At 61.7% G+C, this 24,489-nt stretch carries 20 protein-coding genes and 1 pseudogene; 9 read left to right on the top strand and 12 right to left on the bottom strand.

Going from position 1 to position 24,489, the window contains the following annotated elements; translation table 11 throughout:
* The first annotated feature begins 59 nt into the window (after positions 1 to 59).
* Both C3F42_RS11465 and C3F42_RS11460 read left to right on the top strand, forming a co-directional pair.
* Complete coding sequence (locus C3F42_RS11465; RefSeq protein ID WP_104444458.1) at positions 60 to 638, top strand: DJ-1/PfpI family protein; 579 nt, start codon at positions 60 to 62, stop codon at positions 636 to 638.
* A gap of 165 nt (positions 639 to 803) precedes the next feature.
* Positions 804 to 1,394: a hypothetical protein gene (locus C3F42_RS11460; protein ID WP_023629010.1), complete on the top strand. Its 591-nt coding sequence runs from the start codon at positions 804 to 806 to the stop codon at positions 1,392 to 1,394.
* Positions 1,395 to 1,429: 35 nt separating this feature from the next.
* On the opposite strand, the gene C3F42_RS11455 is transcribed toward C3F42_RS11460, so the two are convergent.
* The 4 genes from C3F42_RS11455 to C3F42_RS11440 all read right to left on the bottom strand — a co-directional run bounded on the left by C3F42_RS11455 (position 1,430) and on the right by C3F42_RS11440 (position 9,125).
* Entirely contained in the window at positions 1,430 to 3,820 is a 2,391-nt protein-coding gene (locus tag C3F42_RS11455; protein WP_104444457.1) for an RHS repeat-associated core domain-containing protein, read from the bottom strand.
* Positions 3,817 to 6,408 carry a hypothetical protein gene (locus tag C3F42_RS11450; RefSeq protein WP_104444456.1) on the bottom strand — a complete coding sequence of 864 codons (2,592 nt, stop codon included), beginning with the start codon at positions 6,406 to 6,408 and terminating at the stop codon, positions 3,817 to 3,819. Before C3F42_RS11450 ends, C3F42_RS11455 begins: the two co-directional genes overlap by 4 nt.
* Positions 6,409 to 6,473: 65 nt before the next feature.
* Positions 6,474 to 7,445 (bottom strand): hypothetical protein, encoded by a 972-nt coding sequence (locus tag C3F42_RS11445; RefSeq protein ID WP_104444455.1) that lies wholly within the window; start codon positions 7,443 to 7,445, stop codon positions 6,474 to 6,476.
* Between the two features lie 156 nt (positions 7,446 to 7,601).
* Positions 7,602 to 9,125: a fumarate hydratase gene (locus tag C3F42_RS11440; protein WP_023629003.1), complete on the bottom strand. Its 1,524-nt coding sequence runs from the start codon at positions 9,123 to 9,125 to the stop codon at positions 7,602 to 7,604.
* Positions 9,126 to 9,417: 292 nt separating this feature from the next.
* Between C3F42_RS11440 and C3F42_RS11435 the strand changes: the two genes are divergently transcribed.
* Positions 9,418 to 10,338, top strand: a complete 921-nt coding sequence (locus C3F42_RS11435; protein WP_094010179.1) for an iron-sulfur-binding ferredoxin reductase — start codon at positions 9,418 to 9,420, stop codon at positions 10,336 to 10,338.
* Positions 10,339 to 10,431: 93 nt separating this feature from the next.
* On the opposite strand, the gene pyk is transcribed toward C3F42_RS11435, so the two are convergent.
* On the bottom strand, positions 10,432 to 11,886 hold the full coding sequence (gene pyk / locus C3F42_RS11430; protein WP_023631128.1) for a pyruvate kinase: 1,455 nt from the start codon (positions 11,884 to 11,886) through the stop codon (positions 10,432 to 10,434).
* Positions 11,887 to 12,067: 181 nt separating this feature from the next.
* On the opposite strand from pyk, the gene C3F42_RS11425 reads away from it, so the two are divergent.
* The 3 genes from C3F42_RS11425 to sbcB all read left to right on the top strand — a co-directional run bounded on the left by C3F42_RS11425 (position 12,068) and on the right by sbcB (position 14,429).
* A complete protein-coding gene (locus C3F42_RS11425; protein ID WP_023631127.1) occupies positions 12,068 to 12,454 on the top strand; it encodes a tol-pal system YbgF family protein in 387 nt (128 codons plus the stop codon).
* A gap of 123 nt (positions 12,455 to 12,577) precedes the next feature.
* On the top strand, positions 12,578 to 12,937 hold the full coding sequence (locus C3F42_RS11420; protein ID WP_023631126.1) for a PilZ domain-containing protein: 360 nt from the start codon (positions 12,578 to 12,580) through the stop codon (positions 12,935 to 12,937).
* Between the two features lie 61 nt (positions 12,938 to 12,998).
* Positions 12,999 to 14,429, top strand: coding sequence for an exodeoxyribonuclease I (gene sbcB, locus C3F42_RS11415; protein WP_094010178.1), 1,431 nt, complete (start codon positions 12,999 to 13,001; stop codon positions 14,427 to 14,429).
* Between the two features lie 73 nt (positions 14,430 to 14,502).
* Here sbcB and mvaT read toward each other — a convergent pair whose 3' ends face one another.
* Positions 14,503 to 14,880 carry a histone-like nucleoid-structuring protein MvaT gene (gene mvaT, locus C3F42_RS11410; RefSeq protein ID WP_094010177.1) on the bottom strand — a complete coding sequence of 126 codons (378 nt, stop codon included), beginning with the start codon at positions 14,878 to 14,880 and terminating at the stop codon, positions 14,503 to 14,505.
* A 298-nt stretch (positions 14,881 to 15,178) separates the two neighbouring features.
* On the opposite strand from mvaT, the gene purU reads away from it, so the two are divergent.
* Both purU and C3F42_RS29875 read left to right on the top strand, forming a co-directional pair.
* On the top strand, positions 15,179 to 16,030 hold the full coding sequence (gene purU, locus C3F42_RS11405; RefSeq protein WP_094010176.1) for a formyltetrahydrofolate deformylase: 852 nt from the start codon (positions 15,179 to 15,181) through the stop codon (positions 16,028 to 16,030).
* A 14-nt stretch (positions 16,031 to 16,044) separates the two neighbouring features.
* A complete protein-coding gene (locus C3F42_RS29875; RefSeq protein ID WP_081941206.1) occupies positions 16,045 to 16,278 on the top strand; it encodes a hypothetical protein in 234 nt (77 codons plus the stop codon).
* Here C3F42_RS29875 and C3F42_RS11395 read toward each other — a convergent pair.
* The 5 genes and pseudogenes from C3F42_RS11395 to C3F42_RS30230 all read right to left on the bottom strand — a co-directional run.
* Positions 16,184 to 17,176: a lysylphosphatidylglycerol synthase transmembrane domain-containing protein gene (locus C3F42_RS11395; protein WP_094010175.1), complete on the bottom strand. Its 993-nt coding sequence runs from the start codon at positions 17,174 to 17,176 to the stop codon at positions 16,184 to 16,186. The genes C3F42_RS29875 and C3F42_RS11395 overlap by 95 nt on opposite strands.
* Complete coding sequence (locus tag C3F42_RS11390; protein WP_038705517.1) at positions 17,173 to 17,937, bottom strand: DUF2334 domain-containing protein; 765 nt, start codon at positions 17,935 to 17,937, stop codon at positions 17,173 to 17,175. The genes C3F42_RS11395 and C3F42_RS11390 overlap by 4 nt, the downstream gene beginning before the upstream one ends.
* Entirely contained in the window at positions 17,930 to 19,042 is a 1,113-nt protein-coding gene (locus tag C3F42_RS11385; RefSeq protein WP_371920590.1) for a glycosyltransferase family 4 protein, read from the bottom strand. The genes C3F42_RS11390 and C3F42_RS11385 overlap by 8 nt, the downstream gene beginning before the upstream one ends.
* Before the next feature lie 152 nt (positions 19,043 to 19,194).
* On the bottom strand, positions 19,195 to 19,959 hold the full coding sequence (locus C3F42_RS30235; RefSeq protein WP_371041571.1) for a methyl-accepting chemotaxis protein: 765 nt from the start codon (positions 19,957 to 19,959) through the stop codon (positions 19,195 to 19,197).
* A 141-nt stretch (positions 19,960 to 20,100) separates the two neighbouring features.
* Positions 20,101 to 20,925: pseudogene (locus C3F42_RS30230) on the bottom strand (cache domain-containing protein); the annotation flags it as partial.
* 315 nt (positions 20,926 to 21,240) lie between these two features.
* Between C3F42_RS30230 and C3F42_RS11375 the strand changes: the two are divergent.
* Positions 21,241 to 22,716, top strand: a complete 1,476-nt coding sequence (locus tag C3F42_RS11375) for a helicase HerA-like domain-containing protein (RefSeq protein ID WP_094010172.1) — start codon at positions 21,241 to 21,243, stop codon at positions 22,714 to 22,716.
* Positions 22,717 to 22,817: 101 nt separating this feature from the next.
* Here C3F42_RS11375 and C3F42_RS11370 read toward each other — a convergent pair whose 3' ends face one another.
* Positions 22,818 to 24,290: an inorganic phosphate transporter gene (locus C3F42_RS11370; RefSeq protein ID WP_023629967.1), complete on the bottom strand. Its 1,473-nt coding sequence runs from the start codon at positions 24,288 to 24,290 to the stop codon at positions 22,818 to 22,820.
* Positions 24,291 to 24,489: the final 199 nt, after the last annotated feature.

The following is a 24,489-nucleotide window of genomic DNA, read 5'->3' as shown; positions in this document are numbered from 1 at the left end:
TCGGGCAAAGCGGACTATCTTGCTGGGACTGTTCCCAGACTACCGAAGGAGTGGATACGATGACGGCGAAGAAGATTCTCATGCTGGTGGGCGATTACGTCGAAGACTACGAGGCGATGGTGCCGTTCCAGGCCTTGCGCATGGTCGGCCACACCGTGCATGCGGTCTGCCCGGAGAAGGTTGCGGGGCAGACGGTGCGCACGGCGATTCACGATTTCGAAGGCGAGCAGACCTACAGCGAGAAACCCGGGCATAACTTTGCGTTGAACTACGACTTCGTCCAGGTGCGGGCAGAGAGCTATGACGCGTTGCTGATCCCCGGTGGGCGCGCACCAGAATACCTGCGCCTGAACGACAAGGTGCTGGAACTGGTCAGGGCGTTCGATCATGCGGGCAAGCCTATCGCCGCGGTGTGTCATGGCGCGCAGTTGCTGGCTGCGGCCGGGGTACTGGAAGGGCGCGAGTGCAGTGCCTACCCGGCGTGCGCCCCCGAAGTGCGTCTGGCGGGTGGACAGTTCATCGATATCGCGATGGACCAGGTTCATGTGGACGGCAACCTGGTGACAGCGCCGGCCTGGCCTGCTCATCCGGCGTGGCTTGCGGCGTTTCTCAAGGTGCTTGGGACGCGCATTCAGTAAGGGCGTCAGCATCAATGCGGGCGCGTTCAGGGGGGGGCGGTAGCGGTCATGGAGAAATACCTGTCGTGCCGGGACAAGGGCAAGTTGCGACGCCGATGGTAGGGTTTCCCCTCAGGCCGGCTTGCCCGAGCGCGTTATCCACCGCGACCAGACGACTGCTTCTCCATGGAAATACGCCTGCTGCATGGCGCGGCGATTGCGCCTTACATCGATGAGCTTGCACGCTTGCGCCTGACGGTGTTGCGCGAGTATCCCTACCTCTATGAGGGGTCGCTGGAGCATGAGGCTAATCACTTGGCTACCTACGCCGACTCTGGCCGTAGCCTGATGGTGCTGGCGTTGGACGGCGGCCGAGTGGTAGGGGCCTCCACAGGCCTGCCGCTGATAGATGAAGCGCCTCGCTTCCAGCAACCGTTCCTCGCCCAGGGGCGTGATCCGACGTCGGTCTACTACTTCGGTGGCTCGGTGTTGCTACCTGCTTATCGCAGTCAGGGCCTGGGCGTACGCTTTTTCATCGAGCGCGAATCCTACGCACATAAGTTGGCGGAGTTCGATTACTGCACGTTCTGCGTCGTCGAGCGCCCAGGCATACACCCGCTGCGGCCTGCCAGTTACAAACCATTGCACGGTTTCTGGCGTAACCGCGGCTTCCTGCAGGACCCTTCGTTACGCACCCGTCATGCCTGGTGCGATCTGGACGAGCAGGAAAGCAGCAACAAGATCATGTCGTTCTGGCTCAAGGCGCTACCGATATGATATGCCTGGCGGGGTGTCTACCGGCATGAACCTCATTATGGGAAGTACATTCGTCCGGTTGCCGGTTCCAGGGTACTGTCGAAATCGAACGGACCTTTGGCACCGAACAATCGACGGTATCTGGAGATCTTCTGCATGGGCACTGTGGACCAGAGATTGCCGACGTCCAGCCTGTCCATGCGGCTTACACCTGGGACGTAAGTGATCTTGTCGGTACCATAAACCGGGCGTTGCAGCACATCGGCGATTCGTTGCGCCGCGCCGCTTTTTCCGCCCCAGCAGGCGAGCAGGACGATGGGCTCGCCTGCTGGGGCGTTGGCCACCCGCGGGGCTATCTCGCGCAGCGCGATGCGTGCTGCGTCTTCGTATTGGCCAGCCGCGTTCATCAAGACACCGTCCTTGCCCCCATGTGTTTCAAAAGCTTTTATCCCTCTGCCCCACGCATCGTCGTACCAGACGACCTCTGCTCGGTTGGTTCTGGGGTTTCTGAACATGACGTCAATGGGATGCTGAGGATTCTTGGGGGCGTGAACCGCAGGCTTTCTCAGTGCATTGCTGCGCTTGAGGGTGCTGACGCTTTTTCCAGCCATCCGTGTCAAGCCCCCCGTGGCAATGCTGGATAACCCTGTGCCTAACGATATCCAGCCGAGCACATTGGCGGCTTGCTCATTCTTGCCTTGCACTTGCATCGCCATGGCTGCCGCTCCCGTGCCCAGGGACACGATGTTGAGTGTCGCCGTCGCCACGGCCAGTGCACCGCTGGCACTGAGAATACCGCCCGCGGCCAGCGCGGCGCCGGCGGCGCCAAAGCTGGCGACCGTGGCCAGGGCTCCGACCGCCAGACCAATGCCGGCTATTACCCAGGTCTGCCAGCTGTGCCCATCTGGGTCGATGCGGTTGACCGGGTCGCCGCCACAATAGGTATAGGCATTGATACCGCCATGACCGAACGGGCTTTCGCTGTCGGGCGCGAGGAAACACATCAGCAATGGGTCGTAGGGCCGATAGCCTGCGGCGATGTACCAGCCGGTCAGGGGTTCACGGCGTTCCCCTGCATATCCGAATGGCTGTTGCTGGTCGTTGCCCTGTTCGCTGCCGTGAGGGCTGTATTGCAGCATGCGCACCTGGTCACCGGCGTTGAGGCGCACCGAGCCTTGGCCGTCGCAGCCTAGCAAAGTGGTCTGGCGTACACCTTCGGTGATCGCGCTCACGGCGAACAGCGTGCTGCCGTCGCCAATCACCTCAAGCGTGGTGTTCCCCCGGTGCTCATGGGTCAGTTGCCTGCCGCTGAAGAAACTGCGGTTGAGCGAGCCATTGAGCGTTCGGTCGCGCAGCTGGCCATTTGGGGTGTAGCGGTACTCGCATGTCTTGCCCCCATGTTCGACACTTTGCAGTCGTTCGTGGGCGTCCCACGTCAGTTTGCGACCCAGGCTGTCTGCGATGACGCGCCCGTGGGCATCGTAGGTAAGCTCGATCCGCGCCGGCCAGCTGGAATGGCTATGATCGATCGCCACGACCCGGCAAGGGTCAGCGGCTGCGTAGTGGAACTGGGCGATATCTTCGCTGCCGTCGTTGAAACGACTGATGACCTGTCGATAGCCGTCGAGTTCATTGAAGACAAACCGTTGCTCGACGATGGCGTTGCCGAACGGGTCCCTCGGTGCAGCATTGGTGTTCGCGGTAAAGCGCACCATGCGGCCTCGCGAATCGTAGGCGAAGCGTTCGTCTGCCTCTTGCTGGCCGTACTTGCCAGTACGTCGGATGAGCTGATCGAGCGCGTTGTAGCCGAGGGTTTGGGTGAAGGTTCGAGTTGCACCGTTTTCGGTCAAGCTGAAGGTGTTGCTGGCTTCTCGCCCCATGGCATCGTAGCTCAGTTGCCTGACCAGCACGCGGGCATCCTGATCCTGCGTGGTGACTTGAGCGACGCGCGACAGTGCATCATAGGAAATGCGCGTACTGACCTTGCCTGTGATGATTTGCGCGAGCCTGCCGACGGCATCGTAATGGCGTTGTTGTTCGGTGCCGTTGGCGCCCACGAAGCCCAGTGGCTTGCCACCTAGCGATGTGCGCCAATGGGTAATGTGCTCGGCGCCATCGATGACCCAGGACTCCTGCTGCGGCAAGCCGGCGGGGGAGAAGCTCCACTTCAGCGTCCCCAGGGCACCACTGGCCTCGGTGGGCTGACCCAGGCAAGGGTGATAGTGCAGTTGTTCGCTGTGGCCGCCCTCGGTACTGGACGAAAGCAGTACGTCATTCAGTTGTGGTTCGTAGGCGAAGTCCACGCGTCGACCATCGGCAAGCGTATTGGCGCAGGGAGGCAACTGGCCCGGGCGGTAGTGGTAGAGGGTGGTGCGCCCGGCCACCTCTACCGCACGCTGGCGGCCCAGGCCGTCGAAAGTCTGCCGGCCCAAGGTAATGGCATTCATGCTTGTTCCTCCTGCGCAGGGGCGGTGGTGGTAATCAATTCGGGATGCTGTCCATCGCTGTGGGGCGCGAAGTGCCAGGCGAGGGTTGTGCCATCTTCCAAGACCTTTTCGATGACCCGCGAATAGTGGTCATATCGGTAGCGGGTAACGGTAGTGGACATGTTCGGTACGCTGAGCCGCTCTTCGACCACCCTGTCCAGGCCATCGCGCACCCACTTCAAGGTGCGGGCAAGATTGTTGTTGCAATCGTAGTGCTGCTGTTCGATGGGGCTCCCCGCAAGGTTTTTCAGGGTCACGGTCCGAGGGCTGCAGAGTCCGCCCGCAGCTTGCCATTGTTCGCAGCGACGGGTGATTGGGTCATGGAGCGTGTGTGCATGTATGCCGTGGGCGTCAATGGTCAGGGCGGTCTGCCCCCAGTCGTCGAAGGCAATGATGGTAGTCAGGGACAGCGGGCCAGGAGAGTCCTTTGACAACCAGTCCTGGGTCGTCCGGCGTATCTGCCGGCCCAGGGCATCGAATTGGCAATGCATGATTTCAAGGAAGCGGCCGGGCTCGTTGTCCAGGTCTTCCAATTCGATACGCCGGGTACGTCCATCGCCGTCGAGCCACAGACGCTGGCGTTGGCCGGTAACCTCCACCAGCTCGATCATCATTGGCGGCAGGACGCTGGAGCCTTGCAGGTTCACCGCCAGTGCGTCGCCCAGGTGGTAACGCACCAGGCGCTGTGTCTGGTACGGGCTATCGGCTGAGTTGAGTGTTCGGACGATACGGCCAATCTGGTCATACTCGTAGCGGGTGAGCGCCCCGCTTTCGCTACGTTCCCAAGTGGTCTGGCCTGTGAGCAGTGACTGCGCGCTGTCGTGGGTCGAGCGGTTCACGTCGTCGTTCTCGAAGCCGATCACCGTGGTCCGCAAGAGCAGTTCGCCGTTTGCCTGCCCATAGTGGTATTCGGTAGCGGTTGACTTGTCGTTGAGGGTCGTGACGCTTCGCTGGATTCGCCCGTAACAGGTATGAGGTTGATGGAAATACGTGTGGCGGGTCTCCTCCAGCGTGCGGCTGTCCAACTCGTCAAGCAACTGTTCACGCTCGACCACGATATGCGCAGGGGCATCGACCACCCGTGAAGGAAGTGGCGCATAGGTGTACGTGCTGCTCAACACCGGAGCTGAGCCATCAGCTTTGGCTGGCCGAATAGTTTTCTTGCGCACAAAGCGCACCATCCCCAGGGGATCCGCTGGGCAACCTTCTCCCCCTTCGGCGGGATAGTAGCAATTGATTTCACAGATCCCGGTTGGGTAGTCGACCTGGGTGATGTTGCCGTAGTTATCGTACTGATAAAGCGTCGTTTCGGTGCGAATGGCCCCAGGGCGGCGATGGTCCGTGTAAGTGGTCGAGACCTGATGGGGGAGCTGGCAGGTACTGGATTGCTCCTCCCAGGTTTTGCCAGGATCGATACCATAGCGGGTATGCGTGCTGATCTCGCAATCGCCTCGTCTCGAGCTTTCCAGGAGGGGCAGATGAAAGCGGTTCCAGGTGCGGGTGATGGTATCCAGGGGCGTGCCCTGCGCATCGCTGACCGTTTCGACCACTTCGTACTGGTAGTCGCTTTCGACCTGGTAGAGGTTGTCCCGTCCGTGCTCCCAGGAAAACGCCTGGGCGCTGCCGAAGCCAAGGAAATTGGCCGTGCCGACCCATCGGTAGTGGTGCATCCGTTCGGTGTCGGGGGTGCCGGCGCTGTGGGTCCATGATTCGACCCGCGGCAGGTGGGAAAACGGTGCGTTGGCCTGCAACTGATGGCCGTCGGCCCCGGTCGCCCACTTGACGATGTCATGGGCACCCAGCGGGCTGTCCACGGTGGTGGGCAGCAGCAGGCGAGCGCCATTGTCCAGGAGCAGGTCGTCGTACTCGATTACGAAGGGACGCTGGATGCCGGGCACGTGGATTTCGCTGAGTCGGTCATTGCTCAGCGCCAGGCGCAACTTGAGCGCTTGTGAGGTATCCGGGTTGACGATGAGATGGACTTCATCCTCCAGCTGATCCACATTCAGCAGCGCGCGCTGTTCATCACGGATCCGCTGGAGAATGAAATGGTCGTCATTCCCGTAGGGGGCCCAGTCGATGAACAGGCGATGGCCCTCCGGGGAGTGCATTTCCTCAACCAGATAGCGCCCACTGTCTTCCTGCTCACGCAGGATTTCGCACTCTCCGGACTTCTTGTCTACCCGGAAATCGCCGTTGTGTTGTGGAGTGACCCGCAGCGTCGGGAGTTTTTGATCGGTGAAGGTCAACGGCGTGTCGGGTGCGAATGTGGAAGCATCTTGATCAATGGCGTACTGCTCGCCGGAGGCGAGCCTCAGGGTGTTCCGGTCGAGCTCGGACAGCCCAATGGTCCAACCTAGTCCGTAGCCTTTGTTGATACTTGAACCCAGCACGCTGAAGGCCAGGGTGACCGAGAGCGCCGGTCCACTCAGCTGGTTGGCGGGAGGGAGCGGCAGGGAGACCGCGAGGGTGAACTGGCCGGTACGGTTGTCCACGCCGGTTTTCATGAAGCCCAGAAAATTACTGGCTTGGGTATGTATCGAAGACATCAGGTGTTTCCTGGCGCAGGGGAGAGATCGGTACCCTTTCGATGGACACCGATTTTCTGGGAAGGTCAGGCGTTGTTCGCGTTTACCGTGAAGGACACATGTTTGCCTGCTTCTGCGACAGAGAACTCGACTTCATAGGCGTTGCCATGCTGGTCGATCACGTTCCAGATACTGCGCCTCGACTCGGAACTGCTGTAGTGGCGGTTATAGAAGCGCCTGGCGTACAGATGAATCAGCATGTGGCCAGGACGCTGGTGATAGGCTCGGCCTGAGTCTGGAGATTTCACCGTGAATGGCTGGCCTACCTCATAGACTGTTACCTTGCGGTGCTGGCTGTAGTCATTGGTGAGCTGGAACGAGATCAATGCGTGAGCCCAAGCGTTCATTTCATAGATGGCGTGAGAGGCCGGAGTGGCCAGTGCCCGGCTTTCGACCATCACGGTTCTCGGATCGGTAAATCCGAAGTAACCGGCGGTTTCTTCGAACTCATCATCCCAGTAATTCAGGTTCAAGCTCGGGAGCTTGTACTTGAGGGGGGACTCGACGCTCAGTTGGAAGAGGTCTTTGTGGGCCGGCACAGGCGCAATTGACTCAATAACGACCGACGACTTGAAGGGTTCGGCATTGGTGACGAAGAGATGATCTTCATCCATCCAGATCGCCGCGTGGATTTGGCTGAGCGTGCCTCCAGGACGCTTCGACGACACATAGAAACGTCGGTGAATGGCGTTGGAGGATGACACCATCAGCGCGCTGGGTGCGCTGCCGCTGGCGTTATGGTAGACGAATCGCTCGTCGCGCTGCGTATGCGCGTACAGGTCCGGATGATCCAGTACTCGAGGATTGCCTTCGTCATCGATCTGGACCAGGGTTAGCGAGTTGAGACTTTCTCGAGAGATGGTCTGGCCGTTCCGAGGTTCAAGTGTGACTGTGATCTCCACCTGTTGGCGGCCATTGGCATAAACGCGACGGGAGTTGGAGGTGATATCCAGTTGGAAACGGCGTAGCCATTGATTGGCTTTTACGGTGTTGCTCATGAGGTCTGCCTATGCAGGAGATGAGGCCTCATTTGAGTCGGAAATTACGCTTTGAGAGCGGTACATATTGCTGGCTGTAGGAGCCAGCATTAATTTCTTGCGAGCAAAAAAACCGCTCCTCAAGGGAGCGGCTTGTTTCCTACTGCGGTGTAGACGTTACTTCACTTCCACCGCCAGGCTTTCTGCGATCTTGCTCTGCCACAGCGCAGGGCCGGTGATGTGCACCGATTCACCCTTGCTGTCCACCGCGACGGTGACCGGCATGTCCTTCACTTCGAACTCGTAGATCGCTTCCATACCCAGCTCGGCGAAGGCCAGGACCTTCGACTTGCGGATGGCCTGGGCCACCAGGTAGGCGGCGCCGCCGACGGCCATCAGGTACACGGCCTTGTTGTCCTTGATCGCCTCGATGGCGGTCGGGCCACGTTCGGACTTGCCGATCATGCCCAGCAGGCCGGTCTGTTCGAGGATCTGGCGGGTGAACTTGTCCATCCGCGTGGCGGTGGTCGGGCCGGCCGGGCCGACTACTTCGTCACCGACCGGGTCGACCGGGCCGACGTAGTAGATGAAGCGGCCTTTGAGGTCCACAGGCAGCTCTTCGCCACGGTTGAGCATCTCGACCATGCGCTTGTGCGCGGCGTCGCGGCCGGTGAGCATCTTGCCGTTGAGCAGGATGGTCTCGCCGGGCTGCCAGCTGGCAACCTCTTCCGGAGTGATCTCGTCGAGGTTCACGCGGCGAGCACTTGGGCCGGCTTCCCAGACGATTTCCGGGTAAGCGTCCAGCGAGGGCGCTTCCAGCTCGGCAGGGCCGGAGCCGTCGAGCACGAAGTGGGCGTGACGGGTCGCGGCGCAGTTGGGGATCATGCACACCGGCAAGGAGGCGGCGTGGGTTGGGTAGTCCATGATCTTGACGTCGAGCACGGTGGTCAGGCCGCCCAGGCCCTGGGCGCCGATACCCAACTGGTTGACCTTGTCGAACAGCTCCAGACGGATCTCTTCGATGCGATTTTGCGGGCCACGGGCTTTCAGCTCATGGATGTCGATGGATTCCATCAACACTTCCTTGGCCATCACCGCGGCCTTCTCGGCGGTGCCGCCGATGCCGATGCCGAGCATGCCGGGCGGGCACCAGCCAGCGCCCATGGTCGGCACGGTCTTGAGCACCCAGTCGACGATCGAGTCGGAAGGGTTGAGCATGGCCATCTTCGACTTGTTCTCCGAGCCGCCGCCCTTGGCTGCGACATCGACCTCGACCTTGTCGCCCGGGACGATGGAGTAGTGGATCACTGCCGGCGTGTTGTCCTTGGTGTTCTTGCGGGCACCGGCCGGGTCGGCCAGGATCGAGGCGCGCAGGACGTTCTCGGGCAGGTTATAGGCGCGGCGCACACCTTCGTTGATCATGTCGTCGACGCTCAGGGTGGCGCCGTCCCAGCGCACGTCCATGCCGACGCGCACGAATACGGTGACGATGCCGGTGTCCTGGCAGATTGGGCGGTGGCCGGTGGCGCACATGCGCGAGTTGATCAGGATCTGGGCGATCGAGTCACGCGCGGCAGGCGACTCTTCACGCAGGTAGGCCTCGTGCATCGCCTGGATGAAGTCGACGGGGTGGTAGTACGAAATGAATTGCAGGGCGTCGGCGACGCTCTGAATCAGGTCGTCTTGCTTGATCACGGTCATGCAGCGCGCTCCTCTTAAAGACGGGAACATTCGAAAAGGCATTCCGACAGTGCACACCTGTATGTCAGGAACGCCTGGCAAGGCGCCGGCTGGTCGGGCCGGCACAAAAAAGGCGCGGCAGTATACCGTGCCCCGCCTGCGGAAACACCTGCACGTGGTCTGGACCAAGGTCGGCAGGGAAGGGGCATCCTTTTTGCTGATGACATGCGATGCTGTTGTATCGGGAGCGTTTCGCCGGCAATGGGGCGCAAAGCGCCCCTGGAAAACCTTGAATCGAATGAGAAACCTGACCATGCCCGAACTTTGCGTGGGCGAGCGCCAATGGGCAGTGCCAAGCGGCAGCAATCTACTGGATGCCCTCAACGAGGCAGGCCTGGATGTGCCCTACAGCTGCCGCGCCGGCAGCTGCCACGCCTGCCTGGTACGTTGCCTCGATGGCCAGCCCGAGGATGCCAGGCCCGAGGCCCTGAGTGCGGCCCAGCGCGACGAGGGCTGGCGCCTGGCCTGCCAGTGCTCGGTGGCCAGCGACTTGCGGGTGGCGCTGTTCGATCCGCTGCAGGATGGCCTGCCAGCCACGGTGGTTGCACTGGATTGGTTCGGCGACGTGCTGCGCCTGCGTCTGCGCCCAGGCCGGACGCTACGCTACCAGGCTGGCCAGCATCTGGTGCTGTGGTGCGGCGATGTGGCCCGCCCCTACTCGCTGGCGAGCCTGCCGGCAGAGAATGAGGCGCTGGAGTTTCACCTGGATTGCAGCCGCCCCGGCGCGTTTTGCGACAGGGCCCGGCAGTTGCACGTAGGCGATGCGCTGAGGCTGGGTGAGCTGCGCGGCGGTGCACTGCACTACGACCCTGACTGGCAGGCGCGGCCTTTGTGGCTGCTGGCGGCGGGCACCGGGCTGGCGCCCTTGTGGGGTATCCTGCGCGAGGCCCTGCGTCAGGGGCATCAGGGCGAAATTCGGCTGCTGCATGTGGCGCGCACGCCAGCCGGGCACTACTTGGCGGAGGCATTGCAGGCGGTGGACGGGGTGAAGGTGGAGTTGGTGCTGGTCGAGCAGTTGGATGAGGCGCTGGCCGGTTTGCGCCTGCCGTCGCGCCAGACCATGGCATTGCTGTGCGGGGCGCCGACAAGTGTCGAACGGTTCGCCCGGCGCCTGTTCATTGCCGGGGTACCGCGGAATCAGGTGTTGGCGGATGTGTTCACCGAGCATGCCTAGGCATTGAAAAATCGCGGGGCAAGCCTACTCCCACGCAGGTGATACCTGATGCGTGGGAGCGGGCTTGCCCCGCGATAGCGTTTTAACGCCAGATCAGCCGACCAGCGGATCACCGACATGCAGGATCTTCATGCCGTTGGTGCCACCGATGGTGTGGTAGCTGTCACCCTTGGTCAGGATGACCCAGTCGCCTTGCTCCACCAGGCCGCGCTTGAGCAGCTCGTCGACGGCCGCCTGGCTGACCTTGTCGGCCGGCAGCGACGCCGGGTCGAAGGCGATCGGGTAGACGCCGCGGAACATGTTGGCACGGGCCTGGGTGGCGCGGTGCGGCGACAGGGCGAAGATCGGCACGTGCGAACGCAGGCGCGACATGATCAGCGGGGTATAGCCACTTTCGGTGAGGGCGATGATCGCCTTGACGCCGGGGAAGTGGTTGGCGGTATACATGGCCGCCAGGGCGATGCTCTCGTCGCAGCGTTCGAAGGTGGTGTGCAGGCGGTGGCTGGACTTCTGGCTGGTCGGGTGCTTCTCGGCGCCCGAGCAGATACGGGCCATGGCCTGGACTGCCTCGATCGGGTAGCTGCCGGCCGCGCTCTCGGCCGAAAGCATCACCGCGTCGGTGTTGTCGAGCACGGCGTTGGCCACGTCGGACACTTCGGCGCGGGTCGGCATCGGGTTCTGGATCATCGACTCCATCATCTGGGTCGCCACGATCACCGCCTTGTTATTGCGGCGGGCGTGCTGGATGATCTTCTTCTGGATCGCGATCAGCTCGGCATCGCCGATTTCCACGCCCAGGTCGCCTCGGGCCACCATGACCGCGTCGGAGGCGAGAATCAGTTGGTCAAGGGTCTCGTCGTCGGCCACTGCTTCGGCGCGTTCGATCTTGGCCACCAGCCAGGCGCTGCCGCCGGCTTCGTCACGCAGCTTGCGGGCGTATTCCATGTCGCTGGCGTCGCGCGGGAACGACACGGCCAGGTAGTCCAGGTCCATTTCCGCGGCCAGCTTGATGTCGGCCTTGTCCTTCTCGGTCAGGGCCGGTGCGGTCAGGCCGCCACCTTTGCGGTTGATGCCTTTGTGGTCCGACAGCGGGCCGCCGATGATCACCACGCAGTGCAGGGCATCTGCGGTGGCCGTTTCGACGCGCATGACCACGCGGCCGTCGTCGAGCAGCAGCTCGTCACCGACGCCGCAGTCCTTGACCAGGTCGGGGTAGTCGATGCCGACGATATCCTGGTTGCCTTCGGTCAGCGGGTGAGCGGTGGAGAAGGTGAACTTGTCACCGACTTTCAGTTCGATGCGCTTGTTGGCGAATTTGGCGATGCGGATCTTCGGACCCTGCAGGTCGCCCAGCAGCGCGACATGGCGGCCGTTCTTGGCGGCGATGTCACGGATCAGGCGGGCGCGGGCCTTGTGCTCGTCCGGGGTGCCGTGGGAGAAGTTCAGGCGTGCCACGTCCAGGCCGGCGAGGATCAGCTGTTCGATCACTTCCGGCGAATTGCTGGCGGGGCCAAGGGTGGCGACGATTTTGGTACGGCGGATGGTCATGCACAGACTCCTATAGTGAAGCGCAGCGAAAGGCTACTCCTCAATTGCGTTGTAGTCATTGTTCCGTTGCACTACCTGCACGGTTGCGAGTATGGCGTTTGACCGGTCGCGATATGCTTGCAAAAGCCGGTGAAGATTTGTCGTGAAAGGCCGATACAGTGCCCATCAAAGGAGAATTTCCATGCGCACCCTGATCGTTTTGACCATGGCGGCCAGTGTCGTCGGCTGCACTCGCTGGTCCATGGACCACCACCTCAACAATGCCTATCGCGCCTATGACCGTGGCGATTGCGCGAAGGTCATGCTCGAGCTGTCGCAGGTCGACCGTACCAGCCGTGCCCGGCCGTTCATTCACCCGGAAGTGTCGCTGCTGCGTGGCCAGTGCCTTGAGCGCCAGAAGCTCTACGTCGACGCGGCGCAGACCTACCAGTACCTGATCCAGCAGTACCCGCGCAATGAATACGCCTATCGCGCCCAGGCACGCCTGCAGACACTGGAGAAGCTCGGCCACCTGCGCGGCAGCGAAGCGGCGGTGGCCAGTCCGGTGAACACTACACCTTGGCGTTAATCCCAAGGTGTCGATGATTTCATGTAGTCCGTCCGTCGGACTGGGCTAATCTGTTGGAGAGTTGTAACGATCATCGCCAGTACCTTGTCTTCCTGGCTCCAGGTACAGGACTTCACTGCGATCATGTTTATCGAGCGACACATACAACGTCACCAGCTGCCTTGCGTGCTCAAGGTCTTCAACCGCTGCACCGACCAGCAAATCGGCTATCTGGGCAATGCCTCGGAAGACGGCCTGATGTTGATCAGCCAGTTGCCGGTGCTGGTGGGGCCGGACTTCGAGCTGCAATTGCGGGTTCCCCTGGCCGGCGGTGGCCTGCAGTTCATCAACCTCACTGCCAGTTGCCTGTGGTGTCGTGAAGACGAAACGCCCGGACATTTTGATGCCGGCTTCATGCTGCTGCAGGCCCCTCAGGAATATGATGAGTTCGTCCGCTCCCTGCGCGACTTCTTCAGCTTCCGGCCGATGAACGCCTCCGCGTGAGGCTGGCCCAGCCCTCACGCGTGCCGTTAGACTCTGGTCGACCTTGTTACAGGACGACCCCGTGAGCTCCAGCATCTTCTGGCACGACTACGAAACCACCGGCATCAATCCACGCTGCGACCGCCCACTGCAGGTGGCCGGCGTTCGCACCGACCTCGACCTCAACGAGATCGAGGCGCCTATCAGCGTCTATTGCCGCCCCTCCGACGATATCCTGCCGCACCCAGCGGCCTGCCTGGTGACCGGCATCACGCCGCAGCAGTTGGCCAGCCAGGGGCTGTGCGAGGCCGAATTCATGACGCTGATCCATGAGCAGCTGGCCCGGCCCGGCACTTGTGGCGCCGGCTACAATACGTTGCGCTTCGATGATGAGGTCACCCGCTATAGCCTCTACCGCAACTTCTTCGACCCCTATGCCCGTGAATGGCAGGGTGGCAACAGCCGCTGGGACTTGATCGATGTGGTGCGTACGGCCTATGCGCTGCGCCCGGAGGGCATCGTCTGGCCACAGCAGGATGGGCGCACCAGCTTGCGCCTGGAGCTGTTGAGCAAGGTCAATGGCATCGATCATGGCCATGCCCACGAAGCGCTTTCCGACGTGCGGGCGACCATTGCCCTGGCCCGGTTGATTCGTGACCGACAGCCCAGATTGTATGACTGGTTGTTCCAGTTGCGCAGCAAGCATAAGGTCATGGAGCAGATCCGCCTATTGCAGCCCCTGGTACATGTATCCGGACGTTTCTCGGCGCAGCGCAATTATATCGGTGTGGTGCTGCCATTGGCCTGGCACCCGCGTAATCGCAACGCGCTGATAGTCTGCGACTTGCAACAGGATAATTCGCCTCTGCTCCAGGAGAGTGCGCAAGCATTGCGTCAGCGTTTGTACACGCGGCATGAAGACATGGCCCAGGGCGAACTACCGGTACCGCTGAAGTTGGTACATATCAATCGCTGCCCGGTGCTGGCGCCGCTATCGGTACTGCGCCCAGCCGATCAACAACGGTTGGGGCTTGAATTGTCGGTGTTGCAGGCACGGGCGGAGCAGTTGGCCAATCAGCAGATGACCTGGCGAGACAAGCTGGACATCATCTATCAGGAAGAGGGCTTTGCTTCCAGCGAAGATCCGGAGCAACAGTTGTATGACGGTTTCCTCGGTGAACGGGACAAACGGCTGAGCGAACAAGTGCGGTGTACCGATCCGGCGCAATTGGCCAAGGGGCAGTGGATGTTCGATGATCCGCGCATGCCGGAATTGTTGTTCCGCTATCGGGCGCGAAACTTTTCCGAAACCCTTGATGAACAAGAGCGTGCACGGTGGCATGAGTTCTGTCAGCAACGTCTTACAAACCCTGCCTTTGGTGCGCCGAACACCCTGGCCAATTTCGAGCAGGCATGCCAAGCCAGCCTGGCAGACGCCAGCGAGGCGGGGCGCCAGGTACTGGAAGCCTGGCAGGGTCATATCCGACAACTGAAAGTGCAATATCTGCTTTGAAATGTGCAGATAAACAAAAACGCCGGCGAATGCCGGCGTTTTCATGTTCAAGCCAGTACGCGGGTCAAGCTTATCAGTCCAGCAGTGTGGCCCAGCTTTCGACGACGTCGCCGCCCCACTTGGCTTTCCACTCTTTCAGGGTCTTGTGGTTGCCACCCTTGGTTTCAATTACCTCGCCGTTGTGCGGGTTCTTGTATTGCTTGACCTTGCGCGCACGTTTGGTGCTGGTGGTCTTAACTGCGCCACGTGGCGTCTTGCTCAGTTTGCTTTCCGGATCGAGCAGCGCGATCACGTCACGTAGCGATTTGCCATTTTCGGCCATCAGTTCGCGCAGCTTCTTCTCGAACTCCAGCTCTTTTTGCAGTTTGCCGTCCTGCGACAGATTGGCCAGACGGGCCTGGAGTTCCTTGATAGCTTCTTCGGTGGCGCGGTACTCGTTGATCAGGGACATGATGTGTTCCTTAATGCATGTTCGGAGAGAGACAGTAGGGCAATAATAGACAGACGAAACTCTCAAGTAAACAATTTAAAATTCAAGACTCAATTAATAGTAGGGCACGAATTCCCTGACGTTAGGTTAAGAAAAATTTACAATTTTCTTGAGCCAATGCCGATTTGCCCTTGGGAAATAGCAATTGGACCTGCGCGATCAAGCCTCCCGGCCAAGCCGCTCAGGTAAAGATGCTTACTGCGTTTTTCTCGCCAGGTCGCTAGAATATGCGCCTTTGCGAAGTTCTGGAGTCTCCCTCATGCGCACCTATCGACTGGTGATTGCCTGCCCCGACCGTGTCGGCATCGTGGCAAAAGTCAGTAATTTCCTGGCCCTTTACAATGGCTGGATCAATGAAGCCAGCCACCATTCCGATGAACAGAGCGGTTGGTTCTTCATGCGTCATGAGATCCGTGCCGAATCTCTCCCTTTCGGTATAGAGGCCTTCCGCGAGGCATTTGCCCCGATCGCCGAAGAATTTTCGATGACCTGGCGGATCACCGATTCGGCACAGAAGAAACGTGTGGTGCTCATGGCCAGCCGTGAGTCACATTGCCTGGCAGACCTGCTGCACCGTTGGCATACCGACGAGCTTGACTGCGAGATCCCCTGCGTTATCTCCAACCATGATGACCTGCGAAGCATGGTCGAATGGCATGGCATTCCGTTCCACCATGTACCGGTCGACCCGAAGGACAAGCAGCCGGCATTCGCCGAGGTATCGCGCCTGGTCGAGGAATACGGCGCCGATGCCGTGGTGCTGGCGCGCTACATGCAGATCCTGCCGCCGCAGCTGTGCCAGGCATATGCGGAAAAAGTCATCAACATCCACCATAGCTTCCTGCCGTCGTTCGTGGGCGCCAAGCCTTATCACCAGGCGGCGTTGCGTGGCGTGAAACTGATCGGCGCGACCTGCCACTACGTGACCGAGGAGCTGGACGCAGGCCCCATCATTGAGCAGGATGTGGTGCGTGTCAGCCATGCCGACAGCATCGAGGACATGGTCCGCTTCGGGCGTGACGTGGAGAAAATGGTCCTGGCCCGTGGCCTGCGTTATCACCTGGAAGACCGCGTGCTGGTGCACGGCAACAAGACTGTTGTGTTCAACTGACACGGGGCCGGCAAATGGCGGATCCACGTGACAAGGCCGGCGCTTCGGCGCCACCAACCTTGGGCGAGGGCTGCCTTGCCCGTTTCGATCCCGAAGCGTTGAGCGATGATGACGGCACCGAGTTCGCGGGTGCCGCCGAACTCTGGAGGCGGCTCAATCCGCCTGTCGGCGCCGACGATCCAGCAGTGGACGCGCCAGCAGATAAAGGAATACCGGCCCCCCGGCCAGCAGGTAAAAGTAGTAGGTAACCGCGCGCCAAATGAGGATCGCCGCGGCTGCCGTCGAGCTTCCTACCAGCGGTGACAGCAAGGCCGCCGAGGTCAGCTCCGCCGCGCCCGCGCCGCCCGGCAGCAGGCTGAACTGCCCTGCACTGAGCGACAGCATCTGCACCAGGAAGCTCGGAATCCACGCCAGGTCGACGCCCAACCCCCGCAGCACCAGATAGAGCACGCTGTAGCGCAGGCACCAGTGCGCGCAAGTGAGGAAGAACACCGCCGCCAGCCTGCGCCGTGGCATGCGCAAGGTATCCGCCAGGGCATGGGCAAAGCGCAGTACCTTGCGCGCCCAGCGCAGCCTGCGTTGCGATGTCACGCCCAAGCGGCGCAGCAGCCGGCCATTGCCACGCATCACCGCGTGCCGATAGCGCACCAGCAGGACGATCACGGTCAAGGCGATACACAGCAGCAAGGCGCTGCCCATCAACATGTGTGCCTGGCTCTGGCCAAGACGATGGAACAGGGCATAGGCGGCGATCGCCAGCATGGCGCAGAAGAAGAACAAGAGGTCGTTCAACTGGTCCATGGCGAACACCGCGCCGCTCCGTGATGGAGCAATACGCTCGCGTGCCAGCAACGTCATCAGGGTAAGCGGGCCGCCGGTGCCCCCGGGGGTGGTGCAGATGGCGAACTCGGTGGCGATGATCACCCCAAGGCTACGCATCCGGCCCACCTGGGCGCCTTGCTCGCCGAGCAGCAGGCGCAGGCGGATGGCATTGATCGCCCAGCACAGCAGGATCATGCCGAGCAGCAACATCATCAGCCCGGGTGCGAAAGACTGGAGCCGGGGGAGCAGCTCGCTGCCACCAAGCAAGGCGGGCACCAGCACCGCCAGCAGCAATGCCAGGCCGAGCCAGCCCAGGCGGGTCATGGGGTGGCCTGGCGCTCCAGCCAGGCCGACTTGGTCAGTGGCTCACGGCCTTGCTCCAGCAGTTGCCGCAGGGTCTGGAGCCAGTAGTTGCGCGCGCTGGGGTGTCGCATGTCGACCGGATGCAGGCCTAGTCGCAGGGTGTCGGCCTCACGCCAGCGTCGGCGTTGCCAGTCGCTGACCACCCTCGACAGCCCGCGGCGCCAGGCGCTGCGGGCGCTCCATACCAATCCGGGGGCAGCGAAGGCGGTGAAATCGGGTAGCCGGTACAGGTGCCTTGGCGTGCTGGTGTAGCGTAGCGGCAGTTGGCGCAGCGCCGCGCGCGTGCCTTCGCTCATCAGCCAGGCAGGGGCGACGAAGCCTGCCACTGGCCAGCCCTGTTGCCCGAACAGCGTCAGCCCGGCTTGCAGGCGCTGTAGTGCGCTGGCCTGGTCCAGGCTGTGAAACTCGCCTTCGTGGGTGTAGATTCGGCGCTCGACGTATTCGCGCGGCCCGCGTGGCGGAGGACCGTCGTCGGCATGATAGTAGCCGTGCAGGGCCAGTTCGTCACCACGAGCCAAGCGCCGTTCGAGCAGGCGGCAAAACTCGGGCGAACGCGTGAGTGGGTTGCGATGGTGGAAGTCCGGAACTACCAGCCAGGTCATGGGCACGCCACCCATGTCGTCGATCGCCTGGACGAAGGGTTGGTAATCCGGCCAGGTTTCCGGCGCCACATCGTGTAGCACCAGCATCAGGCTGCGGTTGGCCAATAGGGTCTCAGCCATGGGCGCGTACCGGCAGCGAATGGCCGAGCACTGCCTGATAGTGCTGAAGCAGGCCATTGACAACGTTGTCCCAGCTGTAATGACGCTCCACGTGTTGACGCGCCCTGCTGCCAAGCGCGCGCACGCCGCTGTCGAAGATCTCGCGTACGGCATTGGCCATGGCCCTGCCATCGTTGGGCAGGCACAGGCGGCCGCACTGCTCGCCGACGATCTCGCCGAAGGCGCCGGCGCGCACAGCCACTACCGGTGTCCCACAGGCCATGGCCTCGAGAATCACCAGGCCGAAGGTTTCCTGATCGCCGGCATGTACCAGCAGGTCGGCGCTGGCCAGAAGCCGGGCGACCTCGTCGGGTGGGCAGAAGTGGTCGATCACGCTGACATTGCCTGGCACCCCGGCCGGCATGTTCGAACCGACCAGAAGCAGGTGGTAAGGCTGTCCGAGCAGCTGCATGCAGTCCAGAAGCACCGGCAGGTTCTTTTCCCGCGAACCGCGGCCGGCGAAGACCAGCAGGCGACTATTATCAGCGATGCCCAGTTCGCGGCGCAGGCCTGGGTCGTGCTTGTCGGGGTGAAATTGCACTAAATCTACCCCTAGCCGCTGCACATGGACATTCTCGACACCCAGCCTGCGCAGCTTGTCGGCCATCACTTGGCTGGGCGCCAGTACCCGGTCGAAATGTCCATAGAGTTTGCTGACGTAGGCCTCGACATTGGGGGTGAACCAACTGCCCATGCGATTGCTCACCAGTAGTGGCAGGTCGGAGTGATAGAAGCCGATCACCGGCACATCAAGTTGGCGCCGTGCCTCCAGGGCCGCCCAGGCGGTGAGGTAGGGATCGCCAACTTCGATCAGGTCGGGTTGCAGACGACGCAGTTCCTTGCACCAGGGGGCCAGACGCACCGGGAAACGGTAGCCGTTGCCGAATGGCAGGGGCGGCGCTGGAACATGGTAGATGCCGTTGACCTGGCTGGCGCTGGCGCCAGGAATCAACAGGCTGTGGCGAACGCCAGGCATGGCGTCTAGACGGCGATGTTTGGCATCAAGATAGGTTCGTACGCCGCCGCTGGCTGGGGCATAGAACATGGTGATGTCGGCGATGTGCACGATCAGCATCCCTCCGGGATCGTCCTCGGTGTGTCATCAGGCGGTAAAGGGCCGGCGATGACGCGCCTTAGGGTTGACCTTCTTGGAGGATAGTTTGTTCGATCAGGGTTTGGCTGGGCCCGCTCCCACGCAGGGTGGGAGCGGGTGAAGGGTCAGATGCGGAAGCTGCCGACCAGATGTTTGAGGCGACCGGCCTGCTGCTCCAGGTCCGAACAGGCGCGCAGGGTGGCCTGCAGGTTCTCGACGCCTTCCTGATTGAGCATGTTGATCTCGTTGATGTCCATGTTGATCGAATCGACCACGGCAGTCTGTTCTTCGGTCGCGGTGGCCACCGACTGGTTCATGCCGTCGATCTCGCCGATGCGCTGGGTGACGCTGCCCAGGCGCTCACCGGCCTGATTGGCGATGTCCATGCTGTCCTGGCTGTGGCGCTGGCTCTGGCCCATGGTGTCGACCGACTCGCGGGCGCCGACCTGCAGCTCCTCGATCATGGTCTGCACCTGTTGCGCCGACTCCTGGGTGCGGTGCGCCAGGTTGCGTACCTCGTCGGCGACCACGGCGAAACCACGGCCGGCCTCGCCAGCGCGGGCAGCCTCGATGGCGGCGTTGAGGGCAAGCAGGTTGGTCTGCTGGGAAATGCTGGTGATCACCTCGAGGATCTGGCCGATGTTCACGGTCTTGTTGTTCAGCGTCTCGATATGCTCACTGGAGGTGACGATCAGGTCCGAGAGACGGTTCATCGCATCGATGTTGCGCTGCACCACCTGCTGACCTTCCTCTGCCAGCAGGCGAGCGGAACTGGCGTGCTGCGAGGCCTGGGCGGCATTGCCGGCGATCTCCTGGGCAGCGGCGCCGAGCTGGTTGATGGCGGCGGCGACGCTGTTGGTGCGGTTGGACTGCTCGTCGGAGTTGGCCATCGATGAGTTCGAGGCGCTGATGACCCGCAATGCCACTTCGTTGACCTGTTCGGTGGCCGATGACACCTCACGGATCGAGCCATGGATGCGTTCGACGAAGCGGTTGAAGGCGGTGCCGAGGATGCCGAACTCGTCGTGATTGTGGATTTCCAGGCGGCGGGTCAGGTCGCCTTCGCCTTCGGCGATGTTCGACATTGCACGGGTCATGGTGTGCAACGGCTGCATCAGTACGCGGATCAACAGGCCGAGCAGGGCGATGATGATCACTACCGCAACCACTGTGGCGATCACCGCCGAGGTGCGGAAGGTGCTGAGCATCGAGAAGGCCTTGTCCTTGTCCACCGACAGGCCGATGTACCAGTTGGCCGACGGCAAGCCTTTGACCGGGGTGAAGGTCAGCAGCCGGGTTTCGCCATTGAGCGTCACTTCGGTCAGCTCGCTGGATAGCCGCGGTGTGTTCTGTGGGAACAGGTCCGACAGCGACTTCATCACCAGGTTCTTGTCCGGGTGCACCAGGATCTTGCCTTGGTCATTGACCAAGAAGGCATAGCCCATGCCGCCGAAGTTCAGCGAGTTGATGATCTCCACCAGGCCGTCGAGGGCTAGGTCGCCACCGACCACACCCACCGAGCGCGAGGCGGTGCTGATGATCGAAATGACCATCTTGTTGGTGGCCATGTCGATGTAGGGTTCAGTGAGGATCGGGCCGCTGGCGTTCAGGCCGTCCTTGTACCAGGGCCGCACGCGCGGGTCGTAGCCGTCGGGCATCTTGGTGTCCGGGCGTACGGTGAATGTCCCGTCAGGCTGGCCCAGGTAGATGGTCAGGAAGCTCGAAGTGAGGGCGTTCTGGCCCAGCAGTGTGCCGGTGTTCTGTGGGAACTGTGCGAGGTTCTGGGCGACGTTGTCGACCAGTTTGATGCGTCCTTCGAACAGGTTGCGGATGTTGGTGGAGGTCGATTCACCCATCTCGGCCAGGTAGTTCTCCAGGTCTTCGCGAATGGCATTACGCTGGAGATAGTCGTTGTACAGGGTGAACAGGCTGAAGGCGAGTATCACGATCAGTGATGCCGCCAGAAGAATCTTGTGGCTGAAACGAAGGCTTTTGTTCATAACGTGATCGTGTCCGCTAAGGTTTTTATCGGGTCGTTCGCACAAAGCACGGCTGGAAAACAGTGCAACAATTCCCGTGGGTCCTTTTCGGGTTGTTACTGTCTTTCTGGTAAGAGTCACTCTGAACTATCGGCTGTAACGCGGCAGAACTTGAGTGGGGGATGAAAGAAGATGTCAGATTTCTTACGAATGGTTGTAGGTGCAAGCCCGGATGGTCAGCCCATATCCCAAGCCATGCGCCTGGCCAACCGGCATGGCCTGGTGGCCGGTGCCACGGGGACTGGCAAGACGGTTACCCTGCAACATCTCGCCGAGCTGTTCAGTGACGCCGGGGTGGCGGTTTTTGCCGCGGATGTGAAGGGCGACCTGTGTGGTCTCGGGGCGGCGGGTGCGCCGCAGGGAAAGGTGGCCGAGCGGATTGCCGGGATGCCCTGGCTGAAACACACGCCCCAAGGCTACCCGGTGACCCTGTGGGATGTCGCGGGCCAATCAGGGCATCCCCTGCGTACCACCTTGAGTGAAATGGGGCCGCTGCTGCTGGGCAATCTGCTGGAGCTTACCGACAGCCAGCAGGCGGCCTTGTATGCGGCGTTCAAGGTAGCCGACCGTGAGGGCTTGCTGTTGCTCGACCTGAAGGACCTCAAGGCCCTGCTCGCGCACCTCAAGGAAAACCCGCAATTGCTGGGGGAGGACGGCGCGTTGATGACCAGTGCTTCCACGCAGGCTCTCTTGCGCCGGCTGGCGACCCTGGAGCAACAAGGGGCCGAGGCATTGTTCGGCGAACCGGCGCTGCAGCTCGAAGACCTGCTGCGCCCCGAGGGCGACGGGCGCGGCCGCATCCACCTGCTCGATGCCAGCCGCTTGGTACATGATGCCCCTAAGGTCTATGCGACGTTCCTGCTGTGGCTGCTGGCAGAACTGTTCGAGCAACTACCGGAGCGCGGCGATGCCGACAAACCTGTGCTGGCGTTATTCTTCGATGAGGCGCACCTGCTGTTCAACGGCACGCCCAAAGCGTTGCAGGACCGCCTGGAGCAAGTGGTGCGGCTGATCCGCTCCAAGGGCGTGGGAGTGTATTTCGTCACTCAGTCGCCGGGGGATCTGCCGGATGCGGTATTGGCCCAGTTGGGCTTGCGCATCCAGCATGGCCTGCGCGCCTTCACCGCCAAGGAGCAGAAATCATTGCGTGCAGTGGCTGATGGGTTTCGGCCGAACCCGGCGTTCGACAGTTTGGCGGTGCTTACCGAGCTCGGTATCGGCGAAGCCCTGGTCGGCACCTTGGAAGAGAAGGGCACGCCAGCCATGGTTCAGCGGGTGTTGATCGCGCCGCCACAGTCGCGGATCGGACCCTTGAGCGTGGCTGAGCGCAGTGCGCTGATCGCGGCGTCGCCGTTGGCGGGGCATTATGACAAGCCGATCGACCGTGAGTCGGCTTATGAAATGCTCACGCAGCGCAAGGGCGCGCCGGTGGAGCCGGTTCCCCAGTCCAAGGCCGGGGAAGACAGCTTTGCCGACAAGGCCGGCGAGTTCCTGCAGAGCGCGGCGGGGCAGGCGATCAAATCGGCGGTGCGCCAAGCGGCCAATCAGTTGGGGCGCCAGTTGGTGCGGGGGTTGATGGGGTCGCTGCTGGGCGGGAAGAAACGTTAAGCCTTATTGGGCTAAACGCGGAGAAAATCGCATCGGCGCACCGCCGCTCCCACGAAAAAGGCGCCCTGTAAGGGGCGCCTTTTTCAGTACTGCATCAGCACTCAGCTAATGGCCTTGGTGGCCAGCCAGAACAGGCCGGCTGCCAGGCCCATCGACGCCGGCAGGGTGAGCACCCAGGCCAGCAGGATGGTTTTCACGGTGCCGCCTTGCAGGCCGCTCTTGTTGGCAACCATGGTACCGGCCACGCCGGACGACAGTACGTGGGTGGTGGACACCGGCAGGCTGAATACGTTGGCCATGCCGATGGCGCAGGCCGCGGTGATCTGGGCCGACATGCCCTGGGCATAGGTCATGCCCTGCTTGCCGATCTTCTCGCCAACGGTCAGCACCACGCGTTTCCAGCCGACCATGGTGCCCAGGCCCAGGGCCAGGGCGACGGCGACGATCACCCAGAACGGGGCGTATTCGGTGGTGGCGGTCAGGTCCTTGCGCAGTTTATCCAGGTCAGCCTTTTCACGAGGCTCCAGGCCAGGCAGCTTGCCGACCTTCTTCGCCGTGTCGTCCAGGCACAGCAGGTAGCGGCGCACTTCGACGCGCTTCTCGGCGCTCAGGGCGCGATAGTCGGTCACACCGGCGAGCGACGATTGCAGCGCGGCGATGGTGGGCTCGGTCTGCTGTGGATTGCAGCTGAACTGCTCCGGCAGGTCGCTTGCCTGCGCCTTGCCCAGCGCCAGGAACTCGCCAAGGGTGGCGGCGTTGCGCTGGTAGAACTGGCTCAGGTGCAAGGTGGCGTCACGGGTGCGCTCGATCTGGTAGGTGGTGCTGTTCAGGTCGAGGACGAACTTGGCCGGGACGATACCGATCAGTACCAGCATGATCAGGCCGATGCCTTTCTGGCCATCGTTGGAGCCGTGCACGAAGCTCACACCCATGGCCGAGATCACCAGCACCAGGCGGTTCCAGAACGGCGGGTGCTTCTTGTCGTCAAGCTTGCGGCGCTGGTCAGGGGTCTTGTGCATCTTCGACAGCGGGCGCCACCATTTCAGGCCAATCAGCACCAGGGCGGCGACAGCAAAGCCGGCCATTGGCGAGAGCACCAGGGACATGGCGATATCAATGGCCTTCTGCCAGTTGACGCCGTCACCCAGCGGAATGTCGCTGAGCAGGGCGTTGGCCAGGCCGACCCCGAGAATCGAGCCGATCAGGGTGTGCGAGCTGGACGCCGGAATGCCGAAGTACCAGGTGCCCAGGTTCCAGGTGATGGCGGCGGCCAGTAACGAGAAAACCATGGCCAGGCCGTGGCCGGTGTTCACATTGATCAGCAGTTCGACCGGCAGCAGGTGGACGATGGCATAGGCCACCCCGACACCACCGAGCAGAACGCCGAGGAAGTTGAACACGCCAGAGAAGAACACGGCGAGGTGCGGTGGCATGGCCTTGGTATAGATGACGGTGGCTACCGCGTTGGCGGTGTCATGAAAGCCATTGATGAACTCGAAGGCGAGCACGAAGGTCAGAGCGAGCGTCAGGCTCACGATAACCCAGGCATCCAGTCCGCTGAATAAATCGATCATGAAGGTTGTCTGGCGGTCTTAGGGGGGGCGGATTATGCCAGAAAACGATGGCAATCGATGCACCTGCGGCTGACCGATGGCAGGCAAATGCCAACATGGCACAAGCAGCCAGGTGCCGGGTAATCGCAAAAAAACGCCGTTAAAAATCGATAAAATTCAGGAAAATCAGCTATTTGAGGTGATTTTTACTGGGCTTTCG

This window comes from Pseudomonas sp. PONIH3 (assembly GCF_002934345.1).
In the GTDB taxonomy this organism is placed as follows: domain Bacteria; phylum Pseudomonadota; class Gammaproteobacteria; order Pseudomonadales; family Pseudomonadaceae; genus Aquipseudomonas; species Aquipseudomonas soli.
The sequence above is the reverse complement of the archived record's forward strand: the minus strand, read 5'-3'. Positions and strand labels throughout refer to the sequence as shown.